This window comes from Rhizobium viscosum (genome assembly GCF_014873945.1).
Classification (GTDB): Bacteria; Pseudomonadota; Alphaproteobacteria; order Rhizobiales; family Rhizobiaceae; genus Rhizobium; species Rhizobium viscosum.
Genome location: NZ_JADBEC010000002.1, coordinates 175024 through 195961, shown reverse-complemented (window position 1 = coordinate 195961; position 20938 = coordinate 175024). Strand labels below are relative to the sequence as shown.

Genomic DNA, 20938 nt, shown 5'->3' with positions numbered 1-20938 from the left:
TCCAAATGTTCGCGATGTTGCTTGTCGAGTTTGGTCATAACCGGCCTCATTGTGTTCGATCAATCGTATGTCGGGCCGGGTATCCCGCGGCAGCTTTTCGCACATGAACGCGGATTGATATCGCCAACGCCGGGGCGAAAAAGCTACAATGAACCCCCATTTTGCCGGACACTGTCTTGCGATTGATGCTCTTTATGTTCAATCCAACCAGTACGGACTTCTAAAGTTCCGGCCAGAGACAAGGAATTGGTCCTCGGAATCTCCGCAGCCAAACACCACGTCGTTTCTGGCGTGATCATAAGAAAAGGTGAAACCGTGCAAGCGGACCTGCAGAAAGACATGACGGATTGGTTCCGGTCGCTCGAACCTCTCGATCCGATTGAGATGACCGGGCTTTGGAGAGGCGCCGGCATTCCGTCAGGGCATCCACTGGACGGCGTTCTCGAGAATTTGCGATGGTTCGGCAAGCGCTTCCACCCCGACATGCGAGCGGACGCCCTGCTCTTTCAGTGGCTTCCGGGGCGGCTCGTGGCCATTGATCCACGCATCGTGCCCGTCGGGCTTGCAATCAGGTTTGCGCCGTTGGGACGGACCTCCCTTGCCCGAAGCCTGTTTTCGCATCTGCAGAAGGCGTTCCGCGCACAGGGCACGACAGCTGCCCTGGAAGTTCGGGCATTCGAGCAGGTCGCAAGCGCTGCAATGATCTACGACAAGCAACCGATCGTCGACCATTTCAGACGGGTGAACGATGACACACTGGCCGGGATGATGTGCGTGCGCGACGACGAAAGGCGGTTCTTCTTCAAACTCACGAAGATCGATGCGCAGGCCTAGAACGACGTTGAAAACAATCGCATTGGCAATTGCGGCGGCTTCACTTGCGAGCAATAGTTTCGCGGCTGATGCGGATCGTGGTGCGAGAATTTTCCGGGCCTGTTCGTCATGCCATATTGTCGATGACAGCAGGAGTACATTTGGCCCCTCTCTGAAGGGTGTCGTGGGAAGGCGGGCAGCAGGCGTAGACGACTACGCCTACTCCCCTGCCTTGAAGAAAGCCGGCGAAGAGGGGCTCGTGTGGAACGAGCATGAACTTGCTGAATTTCTGGCCGCGCCAAACAGAAAAGTCCCCGGAACAAAGATGCGCTTCTGGGGATTGTGGAGCTTCGAAGTCGACGATCAGTCGCCTTTCTGAAGGCAAATCCGTAATTTGCCCGTCATCTGTATACGCGTGACGGCAACCATAATTCTCAAGACAACCACTCACGACGCCCTTGCTGCGAGGGATCTTCCCCCTAAAGTAATTGAGGACACCGCGTCGTGCCCCTCGGTCGGCGCAGACCAAACTCGGGAGAAAGCGATGCAAGAAGCTCTCGTCGTTCGCCGCGAAACGCACCTTTCTGCGCCGCCTGCGGCAGTCTTCGCCCTGCTGACGGATCCGGAAAAGATCCTCCGCTGGATGGGAACAGAGGCGGATATCGAGCCGCAGCCCGGAGGGCTTTATCTCGTCAACGTGACCGGTGCGCGTTTCGCGCGCGGATCGTTTCGCGAAGTAGTGCCGGTCCATCGGCTGGCCTATAGCTTCGGCTGGGACGGCAGCGAGGTCGTGCCGCCGGGGTCGAGCCTCGTCGAGATCGATCTGATCGAACAACCTGATGGAACGCTCCTGCGTCTGACACATACCGGCTTGCCCAATACAGAACAATGCGCCGGCCATGCCGAGGGCTGGGCTCACTACCTTGGCCGTTTGAGCACCGTGGCGGCTGGACGCGACCCAGGCCCCGATCCCTTTTATGGTAGGAAATAACCAAGCTTCTCATTTGAAATGAGAACCAGAATTCACGAGGAAAGCGACGTCTGGCTGACATCAGGTGACCGCTATGGCATGATCGAGATATGAATTTGCCCGCCCATCTCGCCTGGCTGATCGATGAGGCCAGCACCTCGTCCAGCCCCGAACAATTCATCGCCGAGCTTGGCCGCCAGTTGCTTGCCGACGGTCTGCCACTTGCGGGCGGGGCTCTCACTCTCTCCGTTCCGCATCCGATCATTGCGCGCCGCACCTGGTTGTGGCGGGCGGAGACCGGCGCCGTTATCGAGGCACTCGACTTTGCCGGCAGCTCGCTCAACAAGGCTGCGGGCGACTGGCTTGCCGGGCTTGGACCAATATATGAAGAAGAGATCGGCCGAGGCTCCGACAGTCCGAGATTGAGCTGGGCCGGATTTCGCTCGCTCGATCCGGCGGAGGCGGATCGGCTGCACCAGGCCGCGCGCTTTGCAGCGGCACCCCTGGCGGCGCTGACCGCCCGAACGGCGCTGACAACCCTTCTGGAAGCTTATCTCGGTAAACGCAGTGCCGCGCAGGTACAGGCCGGAGCGCTCGGCCGCAGCAATGGTGAAACCATTCGCGCCGCTTTGCTCTGCGCTGATCTGCGCGATTTCACGGCCCTCTCCGAAGCAACCGACCCCTCTCTCATGATCGCCGCCCTCGATGCCTGGTTCGATCGTATTGCAGGTGCAGTGCATGCTTTCGGGGGCGAGGTGCTGAAGTTCATCGGGGACGGTGTCCTAGCGATCTTTCCCGTTACCGGAACGCCCGGTGAAGCCTGCGAAGCCTCGCTGCGCGCCGTCGCTGCCGCCCGTGCCGGCATGGCTCATCTCGACGCCACACGACAAGCACAGGGTCTGCCACCGTTGCCCTTCGGCGTGGCGCTGCATTTCGGCGAAATGCTCTGGGGCAATATCGGTGCTGCCGACCGGCTGGATTTCACTGCCATCGGCCCCGCGGTCAATCTGGTCAGCCGGCTGGAAGGGCTCTGCAAATCCCTTGGTCATCGTGTGCTAATATCTGGTGCGCTCGCGGCGGAGACCACAACGCAGTTGGTTCCACTGGGTGAACACCGATTGCGCGGCATTGCCGATCCCTGCCCCGTCTTCACTCTGCCGACGGATTGAACGAGCCTGATCGCGGCAATCGCCGGGGCAGTGACACCAGTCAGTCTGCCCCGGCAGTGAGTCTTATTTGGCCGCGAGCAGATATCCTTCGTTCAGATCATCGACTGCAGCGCCGTTGATGGTCACGGAGCAGCGACCCGCGTCCACCTTCGAAACGGAAACCTGATATTTCCCGCTCGGGAGATCGAGTTCGGCGGAGAAGCCGTTCCATCCGGCCGGTAGGACCGGCCTGACGTGCAGGCGGCCATTCTCCGAGCGGATGCCGAGGATGCCCTCGACTGCCACGCGGTAGAGCCAGCCAGCCGAACCGGTGTACCAGCTCCAGCCGCCGCGGCCCTTGAGCGCACCCTCGCCATAAATGTCGCCGGCGATCACATACGGCTCGATGCGATAGACGTCTGCAGACGATTTATCGAGCGAATGATTGATCGGATTCAACATCTCGAAGGCGCGCCAGGCGTCTTCGGCCCGCCCCATGCGGGCGAGAGCCAGAACTGCCCAGGTGGCAGCATGGGTGTACTGGCCACCGTTTTCGCGAACACCCGGCGGATAAGCCCTGATCACGCCGGGATCGTTAACCGGCTTGACGAAGGGCGGCGTCAGCAGGCGGATGAACTTGCCCTCTTCATCGACGAGCTTGTCGAGGACGGCCTTCATCGCCATGTCGCTGCGTTCCGGATTACCCTCGCCTGACAGCACGCTCCAGGACTGGGCGATCGAATCGATCTTGTCCTCTTCCGACTGGCTGGAGCCGAGCGGCGCGCCGTTGTCGTAATAGCCACGGCGGTAATATTCGCCGTCCCAGCCCGCCGTTTCGATCGCGCTCTTGAGCTTTTCCAGATGCGCGGTCCAGTGGCTGACACGCTGTGTGTCGCCACGAGCTTCGGCATAGGCAATGAAGCGGCGCAGCGCACCGGCCAGGAACCAGCCGAGCCAGACGCTTTCGCCACGGCCGGCCATGCCCACTCGGTCCATCTTGTCACACCAGTCACCGCTCATCATCAGCGGCAAACCGTTGACGCCGGTGCGCTTGATCGCAAGATCAAGGCCGAGGGCGGCATGCTCGTAAAGCGACGCGGTATTGTCGGAAACACGCGGCTGGATGAAGGCATCATATTGACCGGGGCTGAGCTGCGCACCTTCAACGAAGGGTAGCATCTCATCCATGATCGCAGCGTCACCGGTCGCTGTGTAATACTGATCAACCGCATAGGCGAGCCACACCGGATCGTCGGAGATGTTCGTGCGAACGCCAGCGCCGCTGTCTGCCAGCCACCAATGCTGAAAGTCGCCTTCGGGGAACTGGCGCCTGCCGGTGTTCAGGATCTGCTTGCGGGCGATTTCCGGCGAGTGCAGCAGGAAGGCCAGCGAATCCTGCAGCTGGTCGCGCAGGTTCCAAGCGCCGCTCGACTGGTAGAAGGCGGTGCGGGCCATGATACGGCAGCCGTAGGTCTGATAGGGGAGCCAGCTGTTGACCATGAAGTCGAGGCGCTGATCCGGAGTCGAAACACGCGTCTTGCCGGTGAAGTTCTTCCAGAAATCGCGGGTCAGCCCAAGAACCTCTTCGAAGCTGACAGAGCGGATATCGGCAATCAGAGCAGCCGCTTCTTCCTGCGAGGCGGCATCGCCCATATAGAAGCAGATGTCGCGCACTTCGCCAGGCCCGATCGTCAGATCGAAGGCCATGGCGGCTGCCGGATCGCCATCGAGATCCAGAGCGTTGGAGAGACGCGAGCCCGCGGAGACGGTGCGCGGCTGCTGGATCGTTCCGTGCCGGCCGATGAATTCGCGGCGGCTGGTGGAAACGCTCGACGGTGCCTCGCTTGCCGCAAATGCCGCAACACGCGTGCCGAAGCTCACGCTGAACGGATTATTCGCAAAGACCGCCCCACTCGCGCTGTCGAAGTTCGAGATGATGAAGGGCTTGCTCTTCGTCGGGTTATTGCCGAGGATCCATTCGGCATAACCGTAAAGACGCAGCTTGCGGGCTTCACCTGCTTCGTTGCGGATGCGCAACTGCGTCAGCTTGACCGACTTCTGCATATGCAGGGTCTGCGTGACCTTCAGGGCGATTTCGTCCTGAACCGTCGAGAAGACCGAGTAGCCAAGGCCATGGCGGGCTTCGAAGCGCGTGTCGGAACGCTGCGCCAGCGATGCATAGGGCACGATGACCGAACCGCGGTCGAGATCCTTCAGGTAGAAGGCCTCGCCCGGCCGGTTGGTGACCATGTCGTTGGTCCAAGGCGTCAGCTGATGGTCGCGGGAGTTCTGGCTCCAGGTGAAGGCAGCGCCTTCGGCCGAGACATGGAAGCCGAAACTGTCATTGGCCATGATATTAACCCACGGATGCGGCGTCTGTTCGCCGCCCGACAGGCGCACAACGTATTCGCTGCCATGGGCCGCAAAGCCGCCATAGCCATTCCAGAAGGCGAGATCGCTGCCATCCACAGGCTCGGAAGGAGCGGCCCCGCGGGCCATCCTCGGCACGAGGGTGGAATCGCCCCACTGGCCGAGCAGCGCCGGAGAGCCGGCAACGGAGCGGGCCTTCTGCACCTGATCGATCAGGCTGCCGTCGCGGCCGCGCAAAACGACGCGCGAGGCGGCGATAATGGCGTCATAGGCTTCCGGCGTCGTCAGATCCTTGCGCAGTACATAGATGTTGCGCTGGATACCGGCGATCTCGCTGGCGTGACGCGCGGCGTCACAAAGCTGGTCGATCGTGCGCTGCATCTCGCCGGCCGCCTCACCGGCGCGCTCATTGAAGATAACGAGATCGACCTCGACGCCGCGGGCCTGCAGGAGGCCCTGGGCGCGCAGCAATTCCTTGACAAGATCGGTGCCGAGCTCATCGGTGATGCGCAGCGTCATCAGTGGCGCGTCGCCGGAGAGCGTTGCGCCCCAGAGCACGGACTGGGACTTCAGGCCCTCGCGAACCAGCTTGCTGTCGGCGCGCAGCGCCATGTCGGGATAGATAATGTAGCGGGCGAACCGCTGATAGGCGGCCGCTTCCTTCGAGTTGACGCCGATCTGGCGCAACTGGCTCTGCGTTCTCGTCCAGGCCTGGACGAGGCCCTGGGCAAAGCTCTCCGGCTGGCGATAGTGCTCGAGCGCCGCTTCGAGTTCGGCGCGTTCGCCGGCCGCAACGGTCCAGAAGGTCACGCTGACCTTTTCGCCGGCCGGCACGCGAAGCGTACGGCGCAGCGACACGCAGGCATCCATGGTGAAACCGTCCGTGCCTGACAGCTTGGCATCGGCATCGAAAGCCGCAGCTTCGGTCAGGGTCCGGCCACGACCGAGGAAGCGCATGCGGTCAGTCTCATATTGCGTCGAGCCATTTTCGCCTGACGTATCAACGATGAGCTGCGCGATGGCGACATCGGGATCGGTCAGGCCACGCTTCTGGCGCTCGACGAAGATCGCATCGCCGGCTGCTGCGATCTCGGTCTTCAGGAACATGCGGGCGAAGACCGGGTGGCCCGTATCGACGATATCGAGTGTCGCAACCGGCTCCATATACGAGGTCACTTCGATGACGCGATCTTCCGTGCCGGTATTGGTTATCGTCAGGCGGCGGCCTTCCGCATCGTGATCGCTCGCGACGAAGACCTCCATCTCGCTCGTCAGTTCGCCGACGGTCTTGATGAATTCAGCCTTGTCGTCGCTGAAGCTGACGCGCACGTGCTCGTTGGCAATCGAGCGCGGCTCGGCCGTCGCGGACCACCATTCGTTCGATGCGGTATCCCGCAGGAAGATGAAGGAGCCCCAGCGATCCTCGGTCGGATCGGCCCGCCAGCGGTTGACGGAGAGGTTCTTCCAGCGGCTGTAGCCGGAGCCTGTCGCAGTCAGCATGGTCGAATAGCGACCGTTGGAGAGCAGCAGCAATTCGCGTTCGCGCGATGCCGGGTCTTCCAGGCGGCGCACTTCCGGGCGCATGAGGTCGCCCTGGATGGTGGCAGGCGCATCGGTTTCGTGTTTGGCCGCCATCACAGGGATGTCGCGCGGTGCCTTTTCCTGCAGCAGCAATTCGGCTGCCTCGATGACCGGATCGGCGTGGAAGAGTTCGCGCAGCATGCCGTCGAAGGCGACGTTGGCAACGGCTGCAATCGACATGCCGTGGTGGTGCGCATAGTAGTTATAGACCACCGCGCACGGCTTGCCCTCAGGCACGCGGTTCGGCGTGAAGTCCACGGCATCATGGAAACCATACATGCCAAGCGCGCCGACGGCCCTCAGCCTGTTGAGGTTTTCGAGTGCGGCGACCGGGTGGTACTGGCTCGCCAGCAGCGAAGCGTAAGGCGCGATGACGGCATTCTGGCCGAGACCGCGCTTCAGGCCGAGCGTCGGCACGCCAAAGTTGCTGTACTGATAATTCATCTGGTGGTCGCGGGCATTGAAGGCCGCTTCCGAAATGCCCCAGGGAGTGCCGAGTTTGCGGGCATAATTCATCTGTTCGAGAACGATCAGATTGTTGGTCTGGTTGAGAATACCTCCGCTACGCTCCTGCATGACGAGCGGCGGCATCAGATATTCGAACATCGAGCCGGACCAGGAGACGAGTGCTCCGCGCGGGCCGACCGGGACGACGTGACGGCCGAGCTTGTACCAATGCTCCGTCGGAAGGTCGCCCTTGGCGACGGAGAACAGGCTCGTCAGCCGTGCTTCCGAGGCAAGCAGATCGTAGCAGGCCGCATCGACTTCTTCCGTCTCCACCCGGAAGCCGATCGACAGCAGTCGGCGCTCGGGGCGATAGAGGAAGCTGAAGTCCATGTCGAAGGCAATTTCGCGAGCGCGATTGCCGACGCGGGTCAGCCTTTCGCTGATAGCATCCACCTGCGAAGGATCGAAGGCTTTATCTGTCTGATGAAGCTCGCAGGTCGCCACAAGCTTTTCCGCCCAATGGACAACCTCGTCGCTCTGCGCTGTCTTGACCTCCCGGTCGAGGCTGCCGGCGAGTTCGCGAATTTCCCGTGCCTGTCCGGCAAATCGCTCGATCAGACCCGAAGAGAATTCCTTCTCACGTTTGCCGGTGGCAACCGCAGTCTCGAGGTCGGCGATCCGCCCATCCAGACGATCGTGAAGGGATCGGACCGACTTGTCTTCTTCCCGAAGCTCGTTCAGCACCTCGCGAAGAATCGCCGCGACATCGCCGATGCCATCGAGGTCGGTGTGAATGTGGGCAAGCGGCGACTGCGCCCAGATGCGGCAGGCTGACGATACTGCAATCAGATGGCCGGCAAAATTGCCGCTATCGACCGATGATACATATCGCCGGCCAAGCGGCTTCAGCGTGTCGGTATGATACCAGTTGAAGAGATGACCGCGATACTTCTCGAGCCTATCGACGGTTTCGATCGTCTGTTCGATACGCTTGACCGCGTCTTCGAAGGAAATCCAACCAAAACGACGCGCCGAAATCACTGACAGCAGGTAGACGCCGATATTGGTCGGCGAGGTGCGCATGGCGACAACGGCATGCGGCGTCTGCTGGACATTGTCCGGCGGCAGGTAATGCTGGCCGGGAACCACGAAGTGGTCGAAATAGCGCCAGGTACGCCTTGCGATCTTGCGCAATTCGTTGCGGACAGTCTCCGGCACATCGAGCCGGTCTTCGGTTTCCGCCGTCTGGCTGACCGTCCAGGCGATAGCCGGCGAGAGCGCCCACAGAATGACAAAGGGAAGACCGACCATCCAGGCGCTGTCGCCGGAGGAAATGACGAAAAGCAATGCCAGGATGGCAAGCACCGGAGCCCGCCACATGACCTTGTAGTGGCCGAGGATGGTCGTCTGCGCCATGGCCTGGGCGCTCGCGGCGGTGCGCCACTGCAGCATCAGCTTGCGGCTGACGAACAGTCGATAGAGCGAGCGGATGATTGCGTCGGCCATCACGCAGGCAATGTCGGCGATGAAGACGATGCGCATCGCCACCTGGGCGTTGGCATTCTCGATGTCTTTCCAGACCGTATGCAGGTGCGCCTGAAGGATGATGTCGCTGGTGCGAGGGATGATACCATTGATCAGCGACAGGGTCGGCGCAACGAACAGGCTGAAGATCAAAAGGATCTGCCAGATAAGCGCACCAAGCGGGTCCATCCAGTACCAGCCGAGAACCGATGCCAGGAACCAGGCGATCGGGGTCAGCGAGCGGCGCAGATTGTCGAACATCTTCCAGCAGCCGAGCGCGGTGACGCCGCGGCGATCATCGAAGATATAGGGAAGAAGCTGCCAGTCGCCGCGCGCCCAGCGATGCTGACGCGAGACTTCCACCTCATAGCGGATCGGAAAATCCTCGACCAGTTCGCAGTCCGTCACCAGTGCGCAGCGCGCCATCGAACCTTCAAGCAGGTCGTGGCTCAGAACGGAGTTTTCCTTGATCCGGCCCTTCAGCGAGGCTTCGAAAGCATCGACGTGATAGAGCCCCTTGCCGGTGAACGTGCCTTCACCGGTAATGTCCTGATAAACGTCGGAGACGGCAAAGACGTAAGGGTCGAGACCGCGGTTGACCGAGAAGACGCGCTGGAAGGTCGATGCATCCTTGCCTGTCGTCAGCGACGGCGTCACGCGGGGCTGGAGCACGCCGTAACCATCGACGACACGCTGTTTCTTTTCGTCGAAGACCGGGCGGTTGATCGGATGATGCAGCTTGCCGACAAGCTTGGTCACCGTGTCGCGGACGACACGCGTGTCGCTGTCGAGCGTCATCACATATTTCACGTCCTGCGGCACGACATCGGCGCCCGGCAGGAAACTCGTATTCGGCTCGCCACGCAGCAGCATATTGAGTTCGTGCAGCTTGCCGCGCTTGCGCTCCCAGCCCATCCAGGCGCCTTCGGCGGGATTATATTGGCGGCGGCGATGCAGGAGGTAGAACCGCTGCTTGCCGTCTTCGGCGTAACGTGCCTCCAGATTGGCAATCTTGCTCAACGCATAGTCGAGCACTTCCAGATCGCGGGCGTTCTGTTCCTCCTGCGCGTCCGGCCAGTCACTCAAAAGCGCGTAATAGATTTCGCCGCGCGCATTGGCGAGATAATGAACTTCGAGGTTACGAACGAGTTCATCGACATGTTCGCGCTTGCCGATCAGGCAGGGGATCGTGACGAGCGTGCGCGCTTCCGCCGGCAGGCCCTTCTTGAATTCATAGCCGACGAGGCGGTCAGGCGTGATGAAGAAGGTGGCAAAGAAGTTGAAGAGGCCGGTCGCCCCCTCGGAAGCTGGAAGCGCAAACATCAGAAGCAGCACGATCGTCGCAAAAAGCGGCATGCCGGCGTCAACGAAAATCGCATCGGTGATGACCAGCGCCAGCAGCGTCAGCAGCAGAACCGGTACCGCAATCGCCAGCCAGTTCAGCTTGCGGATCACACGCATGAACCGCAAGCCGAGCGGCGGCCGGAAGCCGATCTCGGTTTCGAGCGCCGGACGTCCATTGCCGACGAAATAATAGCCGACATTGCCGGCTGAAGCCGAAAGGTCCTGGCTGCCGGCCTTGGCGCGGTCGGCCAGGCGCACGGCCGCCTCGGCGATATCCATTTCCGTCTTGTCGGAGCGCTTTGCGAGCTTTTCAATCTGGCGGCGATAGCTGTTGCGGGAACCGGAATCAAGCTCGGCATAATCCGTCTGCTGCCAGAGCAGCTTGTCGATGGTGCTGACCTCTTCGACCCATTCGGACCAGTCGGTGTCGTTGATCTCGCGCAGGCTCTTGATGATACTGCCCATCAGAGCATTGGCCGCGCCAAGACGAGCCTGTTCCGCCGACATGACGGCTTCGGCGTCGGTCCCCTTTGCGGCAAGCTTGCTCTCAAGCCAGCTCAGCGCGGCTTCGGTCGGCTCGAGCGCATTGCGAAGGCGGTAATGCAGCTGGGTGACGAAGGTCGTATCGTCGAGGCTGGCAGCCAGCGTCTCCAGATGATCGGCCGCGCCTGCGTCGCCGAGCGCAATCGCCTGGGTCGCCGCGGCATTGGCGCTTGCCCGCATCAGGCGGCTTTTGTCGATCTGAGACGCGACGCGGCGAAGGTTATCGATCAGCACATAACGGACGAGCGAGGGCAGCGCCCAGAGTTCGCCGATGCGCAGCGTTTCCTTATCTTGGAACCCCTCCGTGACAGCTGCCATGCCGGCATTGCTGATATTGCTGTGGGCATGGGCCATGTAGAGCCAGGCGAGCGCGAGCGTGCGCGGCACTTCCGTCCCGTCGAGTGTGATCTTACGCAGCTCGCGATAGAACTTTTTCGGAAAGTCGCGACGGACTTCCTGGATCGCCTCTTCGACGATGTAGTGATTGTCGAGCAGCCACTCGGTGGCGGGCGTAATGCTCTCGCCGGCATCGACGTCAGCGGCAGCGGCGCGGTAGACCCTCAGGATCTCGGCTTCATTCTCCCGGTGGCGCTGGAAGAAATCAAAATTCTTGAAACTAGTAACATCAAGGGCGCGGCTTTCCGCAAACTGCGCAGCCTTGATCCTCAGCTGGTCGTTCGACAGGAGCGGCGCACGAATACCGAAATCAGGATCCGCGGACGATGCTTGAACATGCGCGCTCGAAGCACCCGTAACATTTTGAGAGGTCATAGTGTTTTCTCTTCTACTGGGTTCGTGTCCAACGAATGCATTCTTGCTGAACTGGATGCGAGCAGGAGCACGAGCGTTTCGAATTAGGCATTTTCATCGCTTTTGAAAGGGAGTTTACATTCAAACTGGGATTGTTCGAAATGGCGGATAGTGGTCAATAACGACCACAAAATGAACGGGCGATTAATCGGGTTGCTTACTGGACAAAATGGCCCCACCAGAGAGCCGCAACAGACCGCAAAGACGGATTCCTCGCCTAATAGGTGGCCGCCACCTCAATCCAATTTATGGTGTCAAGACGGTCTTTATAACGAGATCGACCAGGCGAAGCCGGCTTACGGCTTCGCCTGGTCGCGAATCTGAAGATGTGCGGGATTTAACCGGCTAACCGATAGCTTCAGGCGGCAAGCGCCTCATCGGTTGGTCCGAAGAATTCGTAATGGATGCGATCGCGGGAAACGCCAAGGCTCAGCAGATCACCAACGATTGCCCGCAGGAACGGCTTCGGACCGCATACATAGAAATTTGCCGTCTCAATCGGCGTATTTGCAGCCAGCCATTTCCCGGTAATGAATCCATTCTCGTCATGGGAATAGCCGGCTGCATCCTCGGCCGTCGGCTCACTGTAGAAGGTGCTGACCGATACCCGGCCATGGCGTTGGGCAAGGGAGCGGACGTGTCTGTCCATCGCGTGCGTCGAGCTGTTGAGCGCTCCATGTACGAAATGCGCTTCGACTTCGGGATAATCGGCGGTGATCGCTTCCAGCATGCTGACCATCGGCGTAAGGCCCACGCCACCGGACAGCAGGATCATTTCGCTGGTCGGCTCCTCGGGCAGGTAGAAGTCTCCGGCAGGCGGAGTAACCTTCAAGACCGTGCCGACTTCGACGTGATCGTGAAGATAGCGCGAGGCGCCTTTGCCGTTTTCCTCCCGCTTGACCGATATACGATAGAAGTCTTGGTTCGGGCCGGATGAAATAGAATAATTCCGCTTCATCTTAACACCGTCCGGAAGGCTGAAATCGAAGGTCAGATACTGGCCGGCCCGATGCAAAGCCACCGCTTGTCCGTCGACCGGGCGCAGGACAAAGGATGTGACCACATCACTTTCCCTGATCTTCTTGGCGACCCTGAATTCGCGCCAACCGTTCCAGCCGCCTGCCCGTTTTTCGAGTTCGGCTCGTATCTGCTCCTCTCTTTCGATCAGAGTGTCGGCAAGGAACCAATAGGCTTCTCCCCAGGCATTGATCAGTTCCTCTGACGCGGCTTCGCCCAGAACCTCACGGATTGCCGCCAGCAATGATTTGGCGACATAGGGATAGTGTTCCGAGAGGATATGAAAACCGATGTGCTTGTGCGCGATCCTTTCGATGACGGGCACGAGAGGCGCGAGGTTATCGATATTCTGAGCGTAACCGACGATTGCCGCTGCCAGCGCGTGGACCTGGGAGCCATTCTCACCGTGATTGGCCTGATTGAAGAGCGCCTTGATATGTTCATCCTTGAAGAGCAGCCCGTACATCGTCCTGGTGATGTCGCTCGCATGGGCGGCGACCGCTGGCGCGCTCCGCTTCACCAATTCGATGGTACGCGGCGAAAGTGGCTTAGGCATATTTTTTCCTTTCAATGCTATCAATGTGGAGAGGATCGCGATCGAAGAATTCGATCTGAAATCGAACCGGGTCACGGAGCTCCAAGTGATGCTCCACCTCCGGCAAGACCCGGCCGATGCAGTCCGGGTTTAAGGAGGTCACCGTATACCCTGACACCAGACGCATGCTGCCCTTGAGAACCCGGATGAGCGCCCAGGTGCCGAACTTGACCCGATGGCTTTCGAGAAGCGCTGGCGGCACAGTCTTTTCATCGAAGATCTTTGTCGTCTTGTATGGCTTCGCTGCCGGTGACGCAGGCTTTTCGGCCCGCCACTCAAGCATCTCCCCCGTCAGCGCCAGATTCAGCCGCGAGGCAATCCGCCCCGCCTTGATCTGCATCTCCTGCGCGACCACCTGCGGCAACATCTCGTTCGTCGTCTCGCGCCAGATCGCGAGCCAGCGTTCGAACATCGCGGGCTCTATCTTGTCGGCATGGATCAGGTGCATCGCGACGGGATTGCCTTTGTATTTGCCCGAGGTCAGCATCAGCGAGGACCAGAATTCGGTCAGTCGCTGCAAATGCTCCGACCAATCCGCAACCACGGCGAAGACCGGACCAAGTGCAGGATCGCAGCGGACTTTCTCGTAAAACCGCTCCAACACCGGCAGGATCTGGTTCTCTTCCAACTTGTCCGCATCCATCGCATCACCCATAATCATGCATCTGGAATGCATGTATACGTCGCCGATAAAAGATGCTACTGAAATGCATCATTTCCCTTTGGGCGTTTTGACGCAGCTGCCATGAAGCTCACACGGTATACCGACTATGCGATCCGCGTGATGATTTACCTCGGGTCACACGAGGCAAAAATCTGTTCGATCAAGGAGGTTGCCGACGCCTATGGGATCTCCCAGAATCACCTCATGAAGGTGGTTCAGGATTTGGCAAAAGCCGGTTTCGTCGAATCGATCAGGGGCAGAAATGGCGGGATCCGGCTTGGCCGTCCGGCCGCCTCCATCAATCTCGGCAGTCTGCTCCGACATACCGAAGGTCTGGATGATATTCTCGAATGCTCTTCCTGCTCTATCAGGCCCGGCTGTGGCATGCCGCCTATCCTGCGAGAGGCGACGGCCGCTTTTGTCGGCGTTTTCGATCGGTATAGCGTCGCCGATATCATAGAACGCAAAGACGTGTTGAGGGCGTTCTTTGCCGCCGCATAATCTGCGGAGTTTCTGAATCCCCTGACCTTCAGGTACTTCCGCGCAATTCGACATGCGGCTCGATCAGCAGATGCCGGGCCTCCTCACGGCCATCAATCCTGCCGAGCAGTATTTCGGCTGCGGTTCTGCCCAACTCCGCGGCGTTCTGGTCCACGCTGGTCAGGCCAACGAGCGGCATGGCGGCCATCGGCGAATTGTCGTAACCGATAATCGCCAGATCTTCCGGAACCCTTATGCCGCTCATGCGCGCGGCGTTGATGAGCGGCACGGCATCAAGATCGGACCAGACGAAGACTGCACGGGGACGATCTCTCAGGGACAGGAAGTCATCGATCGCGGCGCGACGATCAGTCCCTACCAAAGGCAACCGGATAATGCGCGCCCCAAGACCCGCCGCCTTCATGCCGTCAAGATAGCCCCACTCGCGCTGGAGGGTGACAATGGTCGGCGGTGAATCGGCAAGCTCATAGCCAAGCATCGCGATATCCGTGTAGCCGCATCGCAATGCGGCTTCCACCGCCAGAGTGGCGCCCTGACGGTCATCAGAATTGACGGTGTCGTAGGTCTGGGCATGCGGCTCGTGATGGGCAATGACGACGATTGGGATCTGACGCGCATAGCGCTCCAGCACCTTGCCCGATATCCTCGGCGCAATGATCAGCACGCCATCCATCCGATTGTCGATCATCGATTCGATCATCGATGCCTCGATCGGGCTCGTGGAACGGCCGATCCCGATCAGCGCCTTGAAGCCATTCTCCGCCAACGTTGCGTTGGCCTCCTCGATGACACCTGCCAGGAATGGGTTCGACAATTCGACCACCAGCACGCCCACCGTCCGCGTGCGGCCGCGCATGGCGCGCGCTGCGACAGAAGGCCGATAATTCAGCTTTTCGATCGAGGTCTCGACCTTCGTTCTCAAGACCTCGCTGACGCCATAAGCGTTGCGCAAAACTTTCGACACCGCGGCGACGGAGACGCCGGCATCCTGCGCCACATCACGGATCGTGACCCTGTCCCTCGTCGCGTTAACGGCCTGATTTTTCATTCCAAATTGCCTCATTATCAAATGCCCGGAAATTATAGGCACAAAACCTCTTGCGCGGCAATCGAGAGTGTAGAATGATATACATAGAACGATACACACGAGTGGCCGCCGGAGGAATTGGCGGTTGAGGGAGGTTCTCAATGAAGACTGTTTCGGCCCACGGGGAGGATGGCCTTGCCGGTTCTGCGTTCCAGTTTACGGCATCGATGATCGGCCCGTCCTGCGATGGCGGCCAGGCAACGTCGGGCACATTCGTTTCGCGAGAATTCACGCTCGACGCCGTTCCTGCCGAAGCAGCGCTACGCATCTCGGCCCTTGGTCTCTACCGTGCTTTCCTCAACGGAAAGCGTGTAGGCACCGATCTTCTGACGCCGGGCTGGACCTGCTACGACGACCGGATCGCCTATCAGACCTATGATGTTACAAAGCTCCTGCGATCCGGCACCAATCGTGTCGAGATCTGGCTGGGTGACGGCTGGTACCGCAGCCAGCTGATGTGGGCCTCCAATCCGATCGTCAATTGCTGGGGCGACCGGGTAGCGGCAATCGCAGAATTGCGCGCCGGCGGCGAACTGCTCCTGAAGACGGATGACAGCTGGAAGAGCGGCTTCACGCCCGTTGTGCGCAACGGCATCTATTATGGCGAGGATTATGACGCCCGCATCCTCACCCGCGATAGCCACGGCACTGATATCCTCTCGTTCGACAAGGCTTTGCTCGTTCCGCACGAGACCGGTGCGGTCAAGGAGTTGGACGCTCTCTCGCCGATCGACAACTGGACGGAGGCCGATGGCCGGACCGTTTATGATTTCGGGCAGAACGCCGGAGCCTATATAAGGCTTCGCCTCAAGGGCGCTGCTGGAGCGCAGGTGCGCGTCGAGCATTCCGAAGTGCTCGGCCCGAACCGCTTCTTCGATAACCGCAACTACCGCAGCGCGCGGGCAGAACTCATCTATACGCTGTCGGGTGAAGGCGAAGAGGACTACGCGCCGCTCTTTACCTTCATGGGCTTCCGCTTTGCCCGAATTACCATAACCGGACAGGCCGAGGTGGTCGCGATCGCCATGGTGCCGGTTACCTCGGTGCCAACAAGCGCCGGCGGTTTCACGTCTGGCGTTGCAGCCGTCAACCGGCTTGTCGACAATACCATCTGGTCGCAGCGTTCGAATTTCATTGAAGTGCCCACCGATTGCCCGCAGCGCGACGAGCGCCTCGGTTGGACCGGCGACGCCCAGGTCTTTGCCGGAACCGCCTGCTGGCTTGCGGACAGCCAATCCTTTCTGAAGAAATATCTTCGCGATGTGATCCATGACCAGCGGGCCAACGGCGCAGTCTCGCATTTTTCACCCGATCCGACACGGCTGCATCCGATCGGCGGGCGAGGCGACTGGGCGGGATCCACCGGCTGGGGCGATGCGATCACCATCATTCCCTGGCAGCTTTACCTCCATTACGGCGACAGCGCCGTATTGGAAGAATGCTTCCCTGCAATGCTTCGCTGGCTCGATTACCTCTGGGGGATTTCGGATGGACCGGTCATCCGGCCGCCCGCCGTCTGGGGCGCACACGGCTTCACTTTCGGTGACTGGCTTCAGCCCGTCGGGGATAACCGAAAGCCACGACCGACCGTTGCAGATGATTGCGCAGCCACCCTCTATCACTTCATTTCAACGCAACTGACGGCAAAGATCGCGCGTATTCTCGGTGAGACCGTCGAAGCGGTGCGGCTCGAAAAACGTGCTGACGCGATCAAGGCAGCGTTCAAACACGAGTTCTTTTCGTCCTCCGGCCGCATCGCTCATAACGACCAGACCTCGTGGTCCCTGGCATTCCTCTATGGGCTCGTCCCACCCGAATACGAGGAGGCCGCTCGCGGCTATTTCCGCAGGGTGGCGGAAGATACCGATGACGTCATCGGTACGGGTTTCATCGGCACCCCTGCCCTTCTGCCGGCCCTGACCCGGCTCGGCATGCTGGACCTTGCCGAGAAGATGTTCCTCAACCGAAAGGTTCCCGGTTGGCTCTATCAGGTTGAACGTGGCGCGACATCGATTTGGGAGCGATGGGATGCGCTTGCCGAAGACGGTACGATCTACGATCCCGATATGAATAGCTACAATCACTATGCCTATGGCGCCGTCTGCCAATGGCTCTTCGAAGATGTCGCCGGAATCAAGCCGCTGGAGAACAAGCCGGGCTTCGAAGAAGTCGCCTTCGATCCCGCAATTCTGCCTGCTCTCTCGCCGGTTTCGGCCTGGCATGACACGCCCTTTGGCCGTATCGAGGCTGGATGGACCCTGGAGGAGGGTTCCGTCACCTGCCGCCTCGCACTGCCGGAGGGTGTCACTGCGCGCCTTGAGGGTAGAAGCGATCGCAAGTCGCTGCAGGCGAATGGCGCTCATGTCGAGCAAGGCAAAGAGATCAAGCTCGGCGCGGGGGAGCATAAAATTACGTTTTCCATCTGATGCGGCTTTTCGCGGGTCTTTGATCCGCGGGCAATCAGCCCAACGCATTCCGGTCTTCAAGAGGAGGAAATGACTATGCGAATGACGAAGTGCAGCATCCTTGCAGCCAGCATCATGGCTCTTGCGGCTGGAGTGGCACATGCGGATGTGACCCTCAGCGTCCTGATCGATACCAATCCGGAATCCATTGCCTCGTTCGATGCCGTTTCCAAGGCCTATATGGAAAAGCATCCGGACGTCACATTCGACGTCGAGCAGCGTGCCGGGGGATCTGAGGGTGACAATATCGTCAAGACCCGGCTCGCCACAGGCGAAATGGCCGATATTTTCCAGTATAACAGCGGCTCGCTCTTCCAGGCGTTGAAACCCCAGGAGACGATCGCCGATCTTTCCGATCTTCCGTCCGAAGCTGGCATTCTCGACAGTTTCAAGAAGGTCGTCACCAGCCCTGACGGGCATGTGCGCGGCCTTCCTTTTGGTCCCGCCATGGGCGGCGGCATCTTCTACAACAGAAAGATCTACGCCGATCTCGGCCTTACCCCGCCGAAGACCTGGGCGGAGTTCATGAGCAACAACGAGAAGATCAAGGCGGCCGGCAAGGTTGCCGTGGCTCAGACCTACGGCACGACCTGGACTTCTCAGCTCTTCGTGCTTGCCGACTTCTATAACGTCCAAGCCGAGGTCCCGAACTTCGCGAACGACTATACCGCCAACAAAATAAAATATGCCACCACGCCGGCAGCGCTTCGCGGCTTCGAACACCTCGAAGAGGTCGCGAAGGGTGGTTACCTCAATGCGGACTTTGGCGCAGCGACCTTTGACGACGGCATGCGTATGGTCACCACAGGCGAAGCCGCGCACTATCCGAACCTCACCTTCGGCATCGGCACCGTTCAGCAGAATTTCCCCGATACTCTGAAGGATCTGGGCTTCTTTGCCCAACCCGGGACGGATGCTGCCAAAAACGGCCTGACCGTCTGGATGCCCTCGGCGCTCTATGCTTCCGCAAAGTCCGAAAACCTCGAAGAGGCCAAGAAATTCCTCGATTTCGTCGGCTCCAAGGAAGCCTGCGACCTAATGGCGAAGGCCGTTCCCTCAGGTCCCTACCTCGTCAAGGGATGCGAACTTCCCAAAGACGTTCCGCCCGTCGTTTCCGACATGCTGCCCTATTTCAATACCGACGGGCATAATGGTCCGGCACTCGAATTTCTCTCACCGGTCAAGGGACCGGCCCTCGAGCAGATCACGGTCGAGGTCGGAACCGGCATACGCTCGGCCAAGGACGGCGCCGCCCTCTACGACCAGGATGTCGAGAAGCAGGCCAAGCAGCTTGGCCTGCCGAACTGGTAACCTTCCGGCCGATCCCCCATCCACGTCCGTCGATTTGGGTGGGGGACGCTTCATGGTGTCCGTATGAGAACACGCAAGTCACCCTATCCCTACTGGTTCGTCCTGCCGGCGGCGGTGATATTCACCGTCCTCTTTCTGGCTCCGACGATCGCCTCCTTCTGGTTCAGCCTCACGCGCTGGGATCTGTTCACCACACAGTTCATCGGCCTGGAGAACTACCGGCAATTCTTCCGCGAACCCTTTCTGATCCAGGGCCTCGTCAACACGATCATCTATGCCGTCCTGACCTCGGGCACGAAAACCGTCCTTGGTCTGCTGCTGGCGGTCCTCTTGACCTCCGGCCTCTGGGGACAAGGCCTGCTGCGCACCGTGATCTTCTTTCCGGTCCTGGTATCGACGATCGGAGTAGGCATCACCTTCTCGGTCCTCATGCATCCGACACGCGGGGTGATCAATGTCGCGCTCGCAGCCATTGGCATCCATGGCCCCGGCTGGCTGACCGATCCGGCTCTCGCGCTCTATTCCATCGTCTTCGTCGACCTCTGGAAGGGCATCGGGCTTGCCACCGTCATCTATATCGCCGGCCTCGCCTCGATCAGCCCCGACTATTATGAGGCCGCCCGCATCGATGGCGCCACCCGCACCCAGATGTTCTTCCGCGTCACCGTTCCGCTGGTCAGGCCCGCAACGGTGACGGTCGTGACGCTCTCGCTGATCGGCGGACTGAGAAGCTTCGACCTGATCTGGGCAATGACCCGCGGCGGCCCGGGCTTTTCCTCGGATGTGCTCGCAAGCGTCATCTACAAGCAGTACCAGGCGGGCTTTTACGGCCTTTCGACGGCCGGCAATGTCATCCTCTTCCTGCTTATCGGCCTCATTGTGCTGCCGCTGACGGCCTGGTTCAATCGCAAGGAGGTGGATCTATGAGCCGCCGCCAGCTCTACACCGGGATTGCGGCATTAGCCGCCTGCGGTGTGATCTTCGTGCTGCCTTTCATCTTCATCTTCATCACGGCCGCCAAGACGAAACAGGATGCGGCAACGCTGAGATTCAGCTGGCCGGTCGAGTGGCAGCTCTGGCAGAATTTCGTGGAGGTCGTGCAGACCCGCAACTACATGCTGCTGCTCGCCTACTTCAATTCGACCATCATCACCGTGGCCGCCGTCACCCTGCTGGTGCTGTTCGGCGCCATGGTCGGCTATGTGCTGCAGCGCCGCCCCTCGCGCTGGAATACCGTCATTTATGGCTGCGTGCTCGCCGGCTTGATGATCCCGCCGGCCATTGTTCCGACGATCTGGGTGCTGCAACTCCTCGGCCTCTTCAAGACCTTGTCCGGCATGGTGCTGATCCAGGTCGCCTATGGTCTCGGTTTCACGGTTCTCCTGTTTCGCAGCTTCATCGCAACGATCCCGCGGGACCTCGACGAGGCTGCGATCATAGACGGGGCAAAACCATTCCAGATCTTCTTTCGCGTCATCCTGCCGCTCTTGAAGCCGGTCACCGTGACTGTCATCGTCGTCCAATCGATCGCCATCTTCAACGATTTCACCAACCCGCTCTACTATCTGCCAGGCCGGGAAAACGTCACGGTGCAGCTGACGCTCTATAATTTCCAGGGACAGTTCCAGACCCAGTTCAACCTGCTGTTCATGAACATCCTTCTGGTGACCATCCCGCCCCTGATCGTCTTCATCTTCTTCAACCGCCAGATCGTCGCAGGCATGACCGCCGGTGCAGTCAAGGGATAA

The 20938-nt window shown here is 60.0% G+C and carries 13 protein-coding genes; 9 read left to right on the top strand and 4 right to left on the bottom strand.

Going from position 1 to position 20938, the window contains the following annotated elements; all coding sequences use genetic code 11:
• The first annotated feature begins 339 nt into the window (after window positions 1-339).
• The 4 genes from H4W29_RS21915 (at window position 340) to H4W29_RS21900 (ending at window position 2952) form a co-directional block, all read left to right on the top strand.
• Window positions 340-834, top strand: coding sequence for a DUF4334 domain-containing protein (locus H4W29_RS21915; protein ID WP_192730984.1), 495 nt, complete (start codon window positions 340-342; stop codon window positions 832-834).
• A gap of 7 nt (window positions 835-841) precedes the next feature.
• A complete protein-coding gene (locus H4W29_RS21910; RefSeq protein WP_246517405.1) occupies window positions 842-1192 on the top strand; it encodes a c-type cytochrome in 351 nt (116 codons plus the stop codon).
• 165 nt (window positions 1193-1357) lie between these two features.
• Window positions 1358-1804 (top strand): SRPBCC family protein, encoded by a 447-nt coding sequence (locus tag H4W29_RS21905; protein WP_192730983.1) that lies wholly within the window; start codon window positions 1358-1360, stop codon window positions 1802-1804.
• Window positions 1805-1893: 89 nt separating this feature from the next.
• Window positions 1894-2952, top strand: coding sequence for an adenylate/guanylate cyclase domain-containing protein (locus H4W29_RS21900; protein ID WP_192730982.1), 1059 nt, complete (start codon window positions 1894-1896; stop codon window positions 2950-2952).
• A 63-nt stretch (window positions 2953-3015) separates the two neighbouring features.
• Here the strand turns inward: H4W29_RS21900 and H4W29_RS21895 are convergent, their stop codons facing one another.
• The 3 genes from H4W29_RS21895 to H4W29_RS21885 all read right to left on the bottom strand — a co-directional run bounded on the left by H4W29_RS21895 (window position 3016) and on the right by H4W29_RS21885 (window position 13817).
• Entirely contained in the window at window positions 3016-11511 is an 8496-nt protein-coding gene (locus tag H4W29_RS21895; protein ID WP_192730981.1) for a glycoside hydrolase family 94 protein, read from the bottom strand.
• A gap of 397 nt (window positions 11512-11908) precedes the next feature.
• Complete coding sequence (gene hmpA / locus H4W29_RS21890) at window positions 11909-13123, bottom strand: NO-inducible flavohemoprotein (RefSeq protein ID WP_192730980.1); 1215 nt, start codon at window positions 13121-13123, stop codon at window positions 11909-11911.
• Window positions 13116-13817 carry a TehB-like domain-containing protein gene (locus tag H4W29_RS21885; protein WP_192730979.1) on the bottom strand — a complete coding sequence of 234 codons (702 nt, stop codon included), beginning with the start codon at window positions 13815-13817 and terminating at the stop codon, window positions 13116-13118. Before H4W29_RS21885 ends, hmpA begins: the two co-directional genes overlap by 8 nt.
• A gap of 90 nt (window positions 13818-13907) precedes the next feature.
• On the opposite strand from H4W29_RS21885, the gene H4W29_RS21880 reads away from it, so the two are divergent.
• The gene (locus H4W29_RS21880; protein WP_192730978.1) at window positions 13908-14327 is read left to right on the top strand and encodes an RrF2 family transcriptional regulator; all 420 of its coding nucleotides are present in this window, start codon (window positions 13908-13910) and stop codon (window positions 14325-14327) included.
• A 28-nt stretch (window positions 14328-14355) separates the two neighbouring features.
• Here H4W29_RS21880 and H4W29_RS21875 read toward each other — a convergent pair whose 3' ends face one another.
• On the bottom strand, window positions 14356-15375 hold the full coding sequence (locus H4W29_RS21875; protein WP_192730977.1) for a LacI family DNA-binding transcriptional regulator: 1020 nt from the start codon (window positions 15373-15375) through the stop codon (window positions 14356-14358).
• Window positions 15376-15515: 140 nt separating this feature from the next.
• Here H4W29_RS21875 and H4W29_RS21870 point away from each other — a divergent pair, with 140 nt between their 5' ends.
• The 4 genes from H4W29_RS21870 to H4W29_RS21855 all read left to right on the top strand — a co-directional run bounded on the left by H4W29_RS21870 (window position 15516) and on the right by H4W29_RS21855 (window position 20938).
• The gene (locus H4W29_RS21870) at window positions 15516-17840 is read left to right on the top strand and encodes a family 78 glycoside hydrolase catalytic domain (RefSeq protein WP_192730976.1); all 2325 of its coding nucleotides are present in this window, start codon (window positions 15516-15518) and stop codon (window positions 17838-17840) included.
• A gap of 69 nt (window positions 17841-17909) precedes the next feature.
• Window positions 17910-19190, top strand: a complete 1281-nt coding sequence (locus tag H4W29_RS21865) for an ABC transporter substrate-binding protein (protein ID WP_376776587.1) — start codon at window positions 17910-17912, stop codon at window positions 19188-19190.
• Window positions 19191-19253: 63 nt separating this feature from the next.
• Window positions 19254-20117, top strand: coding sequence for a carbohydrate ABC transporter permease (locus H4W29_RS21860; RefSeq protein ID WP_192730974.1), 864 nt, complete (start codon window positions 19254-19256; stop codon window positions 20115-20117).
• Window positions 20114-20938: a carbohydrate ABC transporter permease gene (locus H4W29_RS21855; protein WP_192730973.1), complete on the top strand. Its 825-nt coding sequence runs from the start codon at window positions 20114-20116 to the stop codon at window positions 20936-20938. The genes H4W29_RS21860 and H4W29_RS21855 overlap by 4 nt, the downstream gene beginning before the upstream one ends.